Raw genomic sequence first — 12,060 nt, 5'->3', positions numbered from 1 at the left:
GATATATCGTACTCGAAAGAGTAAAAAGAACGAGTATTCGTTTTCAAGGATAGGACTGGCATGGCGACGAGAATCCTCAGCAGCTCGGACGGCACCGACGATGGTCACGGCAGAACGAGCACGACCGACACGAGTGCGCGCAAGCCCAGCCTCAAACAGGCACTGCTCGCCGCAATCTTCGCCGCGGCCATCGTCACAGTCATCCTGCTCGCATTCAGCTGGCCGACTGTCACGTCTGAGCCCAAAGATCTTCCGATTGCGGCCGTAGGCGATCAGGAACAGATCGATCAGATCGCGGCCGATGCCCCCGATGGGATGCTCGATCTGAGGAAGGTCGACTCCCGAGCCGAGGCGCAGCAGCTCATCCGTGAACGTGAGGTCTACGGAGCACTCCTGCTTGGCGACGACCCTGAGATCCTCACCTCGACTGCCGCTTCCCTCCTGTTGCCCAGCAGCTGGGTGGGATCGCCGCTCAGATGCAGCAGAAGATCGACAAGCAGGCGATCTCGGGCATGCAGGACGGAATGAAGGAGATGCAGGACGCACTCGCAACGGCCTCTCAGCCAGCCGGGTCTCAGCCCGATCCTGGTGCCCCACAGCAAAACCCAGGCAACCAGACACAGGCCCCAGACGCCTCGGCGATGGAGGTCCCTGAGGTCACGGTCACGGATGCCGTGCCGCTCAACGACGACGATTCCACCGGTGCCGGCCTTGCGATCGCCGGTCTGCCCCTGACCATCGGCGGCATCATCGGCGGCGTGCTCACCAGCATGCTCGTCCACTCTCGCCGCATGCGCGCGGTTGCGGTCGTGGCCTACGGTGCGATCGGCGGACTCGCCCTCACCCTCGTCCTGCAGACGTGGTTCGGCATCCTGCAGGGCAACTTCGGGCTCAACGTTCTGGCTGCAGGCCTTGCTGTAGCAGCGACTGCGGCACTCATCAATGGCTTCGTCTCACTGATAGGACCGGGTGGCATAGCGATCGGCGCGGTGCTCACGATGTTCATCGGCAACCCGATCGCCTCACTCCAGGCACCGAAGGAGTTCCTCGCAGGGGCCTGGGGAGACATCGGCCAGTTCCTCGTTCCCGGCGCCTCGGGAACCCTGCTGCGCAACCTGTCCTACTTCCCGGATGCACCCATGGCGATGCAATGGTGGGCGCTCATCGGCTGGTTCGCCTTGGGCATCGCCCTCATCCTCGTCGGCCACCTCAAGGCTCATTCGAAGTAGAGGGTTGCCGTGAGCTGACTTGTTCCTTCGCCCCACGGCAGTGGAACAGATGACGATATGGCACGCCACACCTGCCACCGGTTACCTGGCCCCACCTGCACTCGGCGACTATCCTCGGGTGCAGGGGGTACACACCGATGACAGCACTGACGAACGTGACGATCTGCCGCACGTGCGGTGTCGAGACGAGCACGCCTCCACCGGATGTGTGTCCGATCTGTTCGGATGAGCGCCAGTGGCTGCCGGAGTCGGGCCAGGACTGGACGACCCGTGAACAACTCGAGTTCGAACACCACAGCGTCTCCATCGTCGAACGCGAACCAGGTCTCTACGCGCTGCGTGTGGAGCCGAAGTTGGGCATCGGACAGACGTGCTATCTGGCGCAGACCGAGCATGGCAACCTGCTCTTCGAGGTCCCGCCCTACATCGACGAGGACGTCATCGCCGCAGTCTCGAACCTCGGCGGGGTTCAGGCCATCGCTGCCAGTCATCCTCACATGTTCGGCCTGCAGCTCGAGTGGAGCGCGGCCTTCGACGATGCACCGATCTTCGTCTGCCGTGCAGATGCCGGCTGGGTCCAGCGCGAGGGATTGAACATCTGGCGCTACTATCAGTTTGCTGAACCAGTTCCCGGGGTCCGCTTGATGCGCACAGGCGGTCATTTCCCCGGCAGCGCGGTGGCCATGTGGACCGGCCAGGACGGCCGAGGCGTGATGCTCAGTGGAGACACGATCGCACCGGTCGCTCGCTCAGGGTGGGTGACGTTCATGCGCAGCTTCCCCAACTATCTGCCGCTGTCGGCAGGTGTTGTCAGACGCATCGCAGCCTCGGTGGCTGACCTCGACTTCGATCGGATGTACGGCAACTTCGGGCAGACGATCTCCACCGGGGCCAAGGAAGCGGTGGCAACCTCGGCCGAACGCTACGCCGAATGGGTCTCAGGTGCCCACGACGAGCTCACCTGAGAAGACGGCTCGAGTTCCTGTCCAGAAAGCCCCTGCCCGGAATGCACCTGTCAAGGCACGAACCAAAACCGGCCAGGTCCGCGTTGACGGACCTGGCCGGTGAATCCAGCGATGCTGTGAAGATCAGCGTGAGCGGAACTGCGCGGTGACTGGGCAGTCGAAGGGATCGGCCTGGCCCAGTCCGGCCCGGTTGAGGTACCGGACGATGATGCCGAATGATTCGAAGAGTGTCGTCTCCGTGTATTTGATGTCCTTCTGAGCACAGTACTCGCGGACCATCGGCTGAACCTTGTGCAGGTTGACGCTGGGCATGCTGGGGAACAAGTGGTGTTCGATCTGGTAGTTCAGTCCACCCATGAGGAAGCCCATCGGACGACCGCCCGAGATGTTGCGTGACATCAATGTCTGGCGGCGCAGGAAGTCGATCTTCACATCCTTGGGAACGATCGGCTGTCCCTTGTGGTTAGGGGCGAACGAACCGCCCATGTGCAGGCCGAAGACCATGACCTGGACGATGGTGAACACGATGCCGATGAGAGGTCCGGCGGCCCAGATCGCCAGGAGGGGGAAGCCGATGATTCTGATTCCGATGAAGATGCCTTCGATCCAGCGGCGCTTGATCGAGGATTGTCCCACGAGGATCGCCTTGACCGAGTTCACGTGCAGCTGCAGGCCCGCCAGGGTCAGCAGTGGGAAGAAGAACCAGCCTTGGTGTGAGGCGAACCACTTCCGCACTCCGGTGAGTCCTTTAGCATCTTCGGGGTCGAAGATCAGGGCGCCCGGGGCGATGTCGCCGTCGACGCCTGCCTTGTTCGGGTTGGCGTGGTGGAGAGCGTTGTGCTTCTTCAGCCACCAGCCGTAGCTGAGACCGATGAACAGGTTGCCGATGATGGTGGAGACCCACTCGCCGACCTTGCCGTTGGTGAAGATCTGACGGTGAGCTGCGTCGTGGGCGACATATGCCGTCTGGGTGAAGAGGATTCCGAAGACGACTGCTGTGGCCATCTGCCACCAGCTCTCGCCGATGAGGAAGAGCATCGCGAAGGCGACGACGTAGGAGAGTCCGATGAGGACGAAGCGCAGCGTGTTCCAGCCGGGGCGTCGTGCCAGCAGACCGGCCTCTTTGACCTGAGCCATCAGCGCGCTGAAGTCGCTGGTGAATTCCTGCTTATCGGTACCGCGATTGGCTCGCCTCCGCTCGAGCACCTCAGCCCTTGTCTCTTTTCCAAGAGTGGGCGTCGACAGCGACCTATTCACGACATCTACTGGTTCCATATTACTTACCGTACGAGGTGGATCATCGACTTGGCATCACCCCAGAGCACCGTATTTCACCCCCTACCCAGGTAGGGGGTTGTGTCATCAGACCTGGGCGCCGGGAACGACGAGCCCGGATTCATAGGCGGCGATGACTGCCTGAGCGCGGTCTCGGGCGTCGAGTTTGTAGAGAATTCGCGAAACATGGGTCTTGACGGTCTGTACCGCGATGAACAGTGAGGCAGCGATCTCCGTGTTGGTCTCACCTCGTGCCACCAGTACCAGGATCTCGCGTTCGCGGTCGGTGAGGTCGGGCAGGGCGGCCGCGTTCGATGTCTGCGGTCCTGCGGCGAAGTGCTCGATCACTCGGCGGGTGACACTCGGGGCCAGCAGCCCCTCACCCGATGCCACCACCCGCACTGCCTCGGCGAGTTCGTTGGGTGGGGCATCCTTGAGGAGGAAGCCGCTGGCACCGGCACGAATCGCATCGAAGACATAGTCGTCGATGTCGAAGGTCGTGAGCATGATTATGCGCACAACGTCATCGTCGATTGCGCTGGTGTCTTGGGTGCTCAACGCCAACTTCGACGCCTGCGGGTTCGTAGTTTGCCGGGCCGCCTGCCGCGATCTGGCCGAGAGGATCTCACGGGTGGCTTCGATGCCGTCGAGCTCCGGCATGCGCACATCCATGAGCACGATGTCAGGCTTCAGCTCGGCGACGAGGCCGACGCATTCGACGCCGTCCTGCGCCTGACCCACCACCTCGATGTCGGGGTGCGCGTCCAACAGCGCGGCGAAGCCTGCTCGAACCATTGCCTGATCATCAGCAATCACGATGCGAATCACGCGTTGCTCCTCTCATCACCCTGCGATTGATCTGATGTGTCGTCTGCGCTTATGTCTGAGCCGTCTGCGTTTATGCCTGTGTCGTGTGAGTCTGATTCTGAATTTGTGGCTATGTCTGAATCTGGGCCCGAGTCAGCCTCGCCCAGATCGCGCTCGCTCGAATCACGCTTACCCGAATCACGCTTACCGGAATCGCCCTTAGGCGAATCGGCCACGGCCAGCGGCAGCACGGCCTCGACTTCGAAACCTCCGCTGCTGGTCCAGCCGGTGCGGAGTTCTCCTCCGACCGAGGCCGCACGCTCTCGCATTCCGATGAGGCCCTGATGACGATGGACCTCGTTCTTCGCCGCCTCCGACGGGCCCTTCCCGGCAGTGTTGACGACGTTGATCCACAGGGCGGTGCCGCCGCTGTCGACCTTGATGTGAATCTGGGACTCGGTGGCGTGGCGGATGGCGTTGCTCAGCGCTTCCTGGACGATGCGGTATCCGGCCAGCCCGGTGCTGTCGCGCAGGCTGCGATCCAGCGGTCCCCCACTGCGTTCCATCGTGACCTTGACTCCAGCCTGTTGTGCCTTCTTCACCAGGCCTTCGACCTCGGAGAACTTCGGCTGAGGTGCAAGCTGCTGGTTCGAATCGTCATTGCGCAGAACTCCCAGCAGTCCTCTCATCTCGGTGAGGGCGTGGCGGGCGGAGACGGAGATGTCTTCGAACTCCTTCTCCACGTCTGCGTCGATGTTGGGGTGGCGAAACGGTGCGCTCGAGGCCTGGATATTGATGATCGACATGCTGTGGGCGACGATGTCGTGCAATTCACGGGCAATCCGCGTCTTCTCCTCGACCACGACGCGCTTCGAATGCTCCTCGGCGGTATTCTCCTGTTCCTGCAGCAGCTGCGATCGGATTAGATGCCACTGCTGGACGATGACTGCGGCCACATAGAAGCCACCTGCGATGCAGGAGAAGATGACGATGTTGACGATCGAGGATTCCGACCTGCTCTCGGGGTACTGAATATGCCCGAAGACGGCAGCCGCCGCTGAGATTGCGATGCTCGCCAGCAGCGCGGCCAAGGCCACACCCCAGTGGGCACGGAGGCCCACAATGAGGATGATGAGGATCTGGGTGATCATCATCGGCACCATCCATGGCCAGGGAGCACCCGAAAGGTACGGGCCGAGCAGCGGAAGGACACCGCAGGCGACGACGGAGACGATCGCGCCGAAGAGCGGGCGCAGCATCGACAGCGGCATCGACCCCGCGTGGATCACAGTGACGATGAACGCCAGGGCCACAGGAGCTTCATGGACTCCCACCGCGATTGAGGACTCGACGGCGAGCATCACGATGGCAGTGAAGATCACGGCCACCCAAGCCAGCGCCTCAGGGTTGAATCTGCGGTCCGGTGGCAGGAATCTGTCGAACAGCTTGCTGAACAGCACGAATTCCGGTTCTCCTTCTGCGGCCCTGCGCCGATTATTCGGCCCTGCATCGACCCGAAAGGTCGACTCACCTGGCACACTTCGTCAGTGTGACAGTAGCAAACACGGCTAGGCGTCTCGTGAGAAATCGGATCCGTCACCGCCTTGAACCTGAGAACACCGCTTTGAACCAGAGAAAACTGCCATTGACCGGAAAATGGGAAAGCAGAAGCCAGAGACCGCCGAGGCGGTCCCTGGCTTCTGCCAGTCGGCCCGGTCTGACCATGTCGCTCAGCCCAGTGAGATCTCGATCGGATCAGCGAAGAGTCCACCTTCGAAGGTGAGCTTGTCCGGTGAGACATCGGCGGGGACGTCGAAGACGAGAACGCCCTTAGCCGTGTTGCCCGGGTTGATCTCCTCGGCGAAGAGAATGGAATCAGCGTCGGCATAGAGTCCGGCTTCCGAGTCCGCGGAATAGGTGTTCCCAGCTTCGTCGCCGAGCTTGATGTTGTCCTCCCAGAAGAAGTCCGGCGCCGAAGCCGTGTTCTTCACGGACAGGTTGACGGTGACGAACTGGCCCTGGGCCTCTGCGCCCAGGTACTCGTCGCCGACTGAGGAGACGCCGTCCTTGACCGAGTTGACGGTGACTTCCCAGTCATCGGCGGCCACCACATCGCCGATGCCGTAGCTGGCAGCAGCGTCTTCTTCGGCCGCCTTGTCCGCGGCAGGCTCTTCCTTCGCCTTGTCACCGCTTGCCGCCTCGTCCTCGGCGACGGCAGCAGAGGATTCGGTATTCTCTGCCGAATCGTCTCCCCCGCCGGAGATGGCACTTCCGATGATGACGACGACCAAGATGAGAACAATCCAGAACCACCAGCGTTTGAGCAGCGGCTTCCTCCGCTTCGGCGGTCTCTGTCCTGAGCTGCCTGGACCATAGGCACCGGGGCCGTAACCACCGGGTCCATAGGCGCCCTGGCCAAACGCACCTGAATCATACCCACCGGGGCCACCGTATCCGCTGGCTCCTGCGGGGCCGGCGCTCGGATGTCCAGCACCCGGGTAACCGGACGCCTGCGGGTCAGCCATCGGCGAGCCGGCCATCTGCGGACCAGGCACGCGGTAGGTGGAACCTTGCGCATTGACACCAGGCTGAGGCTGGGCTCCAGGGTGCGGCTGAGGCTGAGCACCGGGCTGTGCTTGCGGCTGAGCACCGGGCTGCGTGTGTGGGTCATTGTGAGTGGACATCATGCTCCTTTGATGATGAGCACCGCGCTCCGCTGGAAGGCGGTTCGAAGCAGCTGGCGCAAATGAAATAGCGAGGTTCGCGTTGATACTCCTTCAGCATTCCGCCTCGGCGAAGATTGGACATCAACCGTTCGGCTCGACCTCGATCATCGATCGGCCAGGCGACGCCAGCCTGATGGTTGACGTCCGGTGTCAGCCCGTGCGGTTACGATTCCTGTTGTGACAGTTCATCCGTTCCCGCCGCCGCATCATGGCTCCTCCGTCCCACCGAGGCCGGCCCAGCCACCGATGCCTGCTGCCTCTGCGACGCCACATCCGGGTGCTGCCTCGCACTCGGAACGTAAACGGTGTCTCCGGCACGGAGCCCAACTGGCGGTGAGCATCCTTGTGGGCGTCATCGCCTATGTGACGGGCTCAGTCATTTCGGCGATGGCGCTGCAGGCGAACCCGTGGGCCTTCGGCAGCAACGGTGAACTCACGAACACGGGAATCGTCGTGGTCCTGCTGCTGAGTCTCGTTTGGCTCAGCGTCTTCGTCCGTCGTCGTTGGCCCCTCGTGCCGTTCATCGCCGGGGCTCTCCTCGCCGCGGGTTGGGGCGATGGGCTCCTGCTCCTCATCGGCCTGTTCCATATCGTCATCCGCGGACCTCGGGTGCGGATGGTCGTCACCGCCGTCATCGGGTCGGTGCTCGTCATCGCCGGAGTGATCCGTCACTGTCTCCTGCCTCCTGCTCTCAACCCATTCGGCCTCATGATCGTGGGTGATCCTGCGGTGATCACCGACGTCGAAGCTTCTGCCCCACCTGCGGACTCTCTGCTGGCGATGAATCTGATGACGATCATCGCCGGCGTCGTCGGACTTGGGGTGAGCATCGGGTTCGGACTGCTGCTGCGTCGGACTCGCAGAATGAAGACCGTCGAGACGATAGCCCAGCGTGAAACCGAACGCAGCGAATCGCTGTCTACGGAACTAGCTCGCCAGTCCGAGCGCAATCTCCTGGCCCGCGAGCTCCACGACACCCTCTCCCACCGGTTGTCCGTCATCTCCCTGCACTCCGGGGCGCTGGAAGTCGGAACTCAGGATGACGCCGAGGTGGCGACCGTCGCCTCTGCCCTGCGCCGAGAGGCACGTGCATCATTAGACGATCTGCGCCACCTCGTCGGCGGTGTGCGTGAAGGAACCTTCGGCGAACAGAGCCGACTGGGACCGACGTCGACTCCGCCGAGCCTGCCCTCCATGGACTCCATCCCGCAGCTCATCGCCTCGGTTCAGGCGACCGGCACGCAGATTCGTCCGTCAATCATCATGCAAGACGTTGAGAGTGCGCCCACGGTGCTTGACCGAGCGGTTTATCGCATCGTGCAGGAGTCGCTGACGAACGCGTTGAAGCACTCCCCCGGTGCACCTGTGGATCTGAGCCTGAGCGTTTCGGCAGACCAGGGAGCGCACATCGTCGTATCGAACGCGCTGCCGACGACCAGGACGAACGAAGATCCGGAGTCGGACTTATCGACGAGCGGTTCGGGAGCCGGGCTCGAGGGAATTCGTGAAAGAACGCACCTGCTCTCGGGCATGGTCAGCATCGGACCGCGTGAGGGGCTGTTCGTCGTCGACGCATCCTTCCCGCCGTTCGAACGCCGGTCTCAACACTGACCAGGCTCAGCCCTGACCGACCTTAGGGCTGACCAGTCTCAGGGCTGACCAACCTCTGGGACGCTCATCACCTGCGTCACGGCGCTCTTCTGTGGCGCCGTTCCCCTCCCGATGCTGTGCCCGCACGGCTTCGCCGCTGTCGTGTCCTGGGCCTCCTGTAGTCTGTTTTCATGGCTCAGACTTCTCCCAGTATCCGCGTCCTCCTCGTCGACGATGACCCGATGGTGCTGACTGGGCTCAAGGCCATACTTCAGGTCGCCGAGGGCATTGACACGGTTGCAACTGCTCTCAATGGCGAAGGTGCACTGGAGCAGGCTTCACTTCATTTCCCTGACATCGTGCTCATGGATGTGCGGATGCCCGGAATCGGTGGCATCGAAGCAACTGCGCGGTTGACCAACAGTGTGCGGCCGCCCAAAGTCATTGCTCTCACCAGCTTCGATTCCGATGATTATCTCTTCGGCGCTCTCGAAGCAGGTGCCAGTGGCTTCCTCCTCAAGGACATCGGTCCTGCGGAGATTGCTGAGGCCATCAGGAAGGTCCATGCCGGTGAGTCGATTTTGGCACCGCAGGCGACGCTGCGGATCATCAGAGCGATCACAGCGAAACAGAATCATCGGACCAAACGCGATGCCGCCGCGCTCATCTCCACCCTGACAGCGAAGGAACGCGAGATCGCTGTCCTCGTCGCACGGGGGTTGTCGAATCGTGAGATCGCCGAGGCGACTTACTCCAGCGAGGCCACCGTGAAGACTCATCTCAACCGGGTGAACGTCAAACTCGATGCCAGTAACCGGGTCCGTATCGCTGTCCTCGTCGAGCGGTCCGGTTTGACCGCGGGTTCCGGCATCATCTGAACGGTCTCGTCGTTTCCAGCCTGCTCAGAATGGCGGCGGATCCTTCGCGAGATCGTGTTCCCATTGCACGCGTGCCTCTTGCCAAGCCTTCTTGATGCGCACGTACTCGACCTTGGAAGTACGGTGATCGGCTGTCTTCCTCGCTCTGTAGTACGCCTGGTTCCTGCGGCGACCTCGCGGCAGACGTTTCATTGTCACAGGGTTCGTCCCCGGTGGCAGGCAGCGTTGGAATACCGCATTCTGCCAGTCCGACATCCGATCGATCATCAATTGTCGACGCTTGGCTTTCGCCAGGTCATAGCTCTCCTGCAGGTGTCGCTGATGGTCGGCAATTGCTTGTTCGCGTTGCCTCGCTTCGTCGCGTTCTCGAATCGCCGTCTCACCGGGCATGAGTTCAAGGACGTACGGCGGTGGAGGAACCTTGTCTTTCGGAAAACGCCACTTTCTGGCACTGATACCAGTCAGTGCGTAGAACTCGATGGCTTGAGCTGCGTCGACGGGCTGGTCGGGAGCCGCGACAGTGGCTGTCACACCATGGGAGAATTCGTATTCGACCAGACCAGATTCCGGCATCCGCACTGAGTAGTTTCGGGCAGTCTTCACCGCGTGGTGCTTTTTGCAGAGACAGTGCAGATTGCTGAAGCGAGTGAGTCCGCCCTGGTCAGGATGGTCATGGTCGAATGGAGTGACGTGGTCGATCTCCGACTTCTCCGCCCTTCGACTGCACCCCGGTACTGTGCAGATCGCCCATTTTGCGATGAGCGTTCTCCGAACATCGTTCGGAATTCTGTAGGTGGTGGCCTTCGCGTCGATGGGTGTGCCTGTCGCCGGATCCGTCAGTATTCTCGTCAGCGTTTTCGAACGGGCACCGATGCGTCGCGCTGTCTCTGCTGGCACCGGCGAACCGTCAGCGAGTGTTCCCGGAAGGTCTGATTCGCCGGTCAACGTCAGGTACGGGACCGTGACCACGACGGCGGCCTGGTTCGCAATCCACCACTGGTCGGTGGGCATGCCAACCGTTACGTCATATTCTGTGATCTCTTCTTGCGTTGGCGAAGCTTGGGAAAAGGCCGTGCCCATTGGAGACGACCCTGCGGCACCTTTCGCACAATCGGTCAGCCCACTGACTCCCTGGTCATCGAAATCAAACAGTGGGTTTCCCCTGTCATCAAGAAGCGAGGATTCTGTGGTGCCTAGGATTCCCGTCACCGGATCGATTCGTTTGACCCTGATGCTCAGCTTCGGCTGTGGCCGGGTCGCAATGTCAAACATGAGATTGCTGATGGTGCGCTCATCGATCACCTCAATACCGGGTGCCAGGTTGAAGGTGTTGGCCTGTCCCGTATGAATCGCTCTCGCCATGGCTTGGATGCGCTGAAAGCTGGCATGGACCTCAGCCGCTGGCCCTGTCAGAGTCATGCATGCTGTTCCATCCTTGAATGTGTCGACATCGACCCTACGTCGACGGGCGGCTGTTTCTGCCCGGTCTTCCGCAGGCTCGAGGAGCTGGATCTTCTTCCGCAGTGCGGTTCGGAAGTACTCGCTCGTCACGTCTGCTCTCCTGACAGAGAGATATTCGTCCAGTCGGGGCAGGAATCGCATGGCAACCGTTTGGCAAAGGTCGGCAGCGGCATCAACATGAGCCTGCGTGAACTCGCCGCCTCGGACTCGGTCGGCGAATCGTGGGAGACCGTGGATCAGCGTCATCGCCGCAGTCAGGCGACGGTAGGTACGCGGCGTCGAGGTTCCGAAGATTGCCGAGATCTCAACGAGGTCCTCGGTGAACACGTTGTCGTGGATCCACCGCGAGAAGTCGGTGTCGGGCTCGAAACCAGGGAAGTCCGGAGGTTCAGGAGCTTCTGGCTCGGGTTCAACCTTGGGCGTTCGAACGTTCTGCGCAAATTCGGCATCGTAGACCATCACTGTCGTCGGGGTGTCGACAACGAGTACGAGCTCGGTGCAGGGTTCGTCGAGGTCGAATTCTTCCGGCGGTCGCGAGTTCCAAGCCAAATCGCTGACGGTCATACGTAGGTTGGCTTCTCTGACTCGTTCCTCTTCTGAGGGCTCTGGGCATCGATCGACTGAGCCGGCAATCGTGGCGAACGTGTACGGGTCGTCCCCTTCGGGAACGTCGGCTCCGTGGTGCTGGATGACCTGCTCAAGGATGACTCCCGCGCTGAGTTCGAATACCTTCAGCTGCGCCCGGTCGTATTCAGCAGATGCACTGCCGAGATTGGTGACGCTCGATTCGTAGCGAACGCTGTAACGTGACGACGCACTTTCATCTGCACTCGTGCCGGCGCCTTTGCCAGCAGAGTCGGGGTTCTTGCTTCGTTCGCTGCGTTGCCCGTCATGCGTTTCGGCTGTGCTTTTCATCGTGTATCACCTGCCTCGTACATCTATGTCGGGAAGAGTGAGTAGAGCACTGAAGAAGTTAACTGATAGTCACATTCTATATTATTCGAATGTTAATTGTATAGATATAATCTAGGATTATTTCTGCTTCTTCTCCGATGCATTGGAGTTTTCCTGGTCGTTTTGTTGATTAATGCTCTCAGAGGGCACTGACACGAGATTTCAGACGGCACTG

At 61.2% G+C, this 12,060-nt stretch carries 10 protein-coding genes; 5 read left to right on the top strand and 5 right to left on the bottom strand.

Annotation, left to right across the window (positions count from 1 at the left end):
• Window positions 1–60 precede the first annotated feature (60 nt).
• From HX613_RS03905 to HX613_RS03895, 3 genes are all read left to right on the top strand, one after another.
• Window positions 61–528 carry a hypothetical protein gene (locus HX613_RS03905; protein ID WP_235344170.1) on the top strand — a complete coding sequence of 156 codons (468 nt, stop codon included), beginning with the start codon at window positions 61–63 and terminating at the stop codon, window positions 526–528.
• On the top strand, window positions 477–1,229 hold the full coding sequence (locus HX613_RS03900) for a hypothetical protein (RefSeq protein ID WP_235344169.1): 753 nt from the start codon (window positions 477–479) through the stop codon (window positions 1,227–1,229). The genes HX613_RS03905 and HX613_RS03900 overlap by 52 nt, the downstream gene beginning before the upstream one ends.
• A 137-nt stretch (window positions 1,230–1,366) precedes the next feature.
• On the top strand, window positions 1,367–2,194 hold the full coding sequence (locus tag HX613_RS03895) for a hydrolase (RefSeq protein ID WP_235344168.1): 828 nt from the start codon (window positions 1,367–1,369) through the stop codon (window positions 2,192–2,194).
• Window positions 2,195–2,317: 123 nt separating this feature from the next.
• Here the strand turns inward: HX613_RS03895 and HX613_RS03890 are convergent, their stop codons facing one another.
• From HX613_RS03890 to HX613_RS03875, 4 genes are all read right to left on the bottom strand, one after another.
• Window positions 2,318–3,469 carry a fatty acid desaturase family protein gene (locus HX613_RS03890; protein WP_235344167.1) on the bottom strand — a complete coding sequence of 384 codons (1,152 nt, stop codon included), beginning with the start codon at window positions 3,467–3,469 and terminating at the stop codon, window positions 2,318–2,320.
• 87 nt (window positions 3,470–3,556) lie between these two features.
• A complete protein-coding gene (locus HX613_RS03885; RefSeq protein WP_235344166.1) occupies window positions 3,557–4,297 on the bottom strand; it encodes a response regulator transcription factor in 741 nt (246 codons plus the stop codon).
• Window positions 4,294–5,736 carry a sensor histidine kinase gene (locus tag HX613_RS03880; RefSeq protein WP_235344165.1) on the bottom strand — a complete coding sequence of 481 codons (1,443 nt, stop codon included), beginning with the start codon at window positions 5,734–5,736 and terminating at the stop codon, window positions 4,294–4,296. Before HX613_RS03880 ends, HX613_RS03885 begins: the two co-directional genes overlap by 4 nt.
• A 270-nt stretch (window positions 5,737–6,006) precedes the next feature.
• Window positions 6,007–6,963, bottom strand: coding sequence for a DUF4352 domain-containing protein (locus tag HX613_RS03875; protein WP_235344164.1), 957 nt, complete (start codon window positions 6,961–6,963; stop codon window positions 6,007–6,009).
• A gap of 372 nt (window positions 6,964–7,335) precedes the next feature.
• Here HX613_RS03875 and HX613_RS03870 point away from each other — a divergent pair, with 372 nt between their 5' ends.
• Window positions 7,336–8,613 (top strand): sensor histidine kinase, encoded by a 1,278-nt coding sequence (locus tag HX613_RS03870; RefSeq protein WP_235344163.1) that lies wholly within the window; start codon window positions 7,336–7,338, stop codon window positions 8,611–8,613.
• 170 nt (window positions 8,614–8,783) lie between these two features.
• Window positions 8,784–9,470, top strand: a complete 687-nt coding sequence (locus HX613_RS03865) for a response regulator transcription factor (RefSeq protein WP_235344162.1) — start codon at window positions 8,784–8,786, stop codon at window positions 9,468–9,470.
• A 24-nt stretch (window positions 9,471–9,494) separates the two neighbouring features.
• Here the strand turns inward: HX613_RS03865 and HX613_RS03860 are convergent, their stop codons facing one another.
• On the bottom strand, window positions 9,495–11,846 hold the full coding sequence (locus HX613_RS03860) for an HNH endonuclease signature motif containing protein (protein ID WP_235344161.1): 2,352 nt from the start codon (window positions 11,844–11,846) through the stop codon (window positions 9,495–9,497).
• Between the last annotated feature and the right edge of the window lie 214 nt (window positions 11,847–12,060).

This window comes from Brevibacterium sp. UCMA 11754 (genome assembly GCF_021532275.1).
Taxonomy (GTDB): Bacteria; Actinomycetota; Actinomycetes; order Actinomycetales; family Brevibacteriaceae; genus Brevibacterium.
Note: the sequence above shows the minus strand (reverse complement) of the source record. Positions and strands in the feature narration are given on the sequence as shown.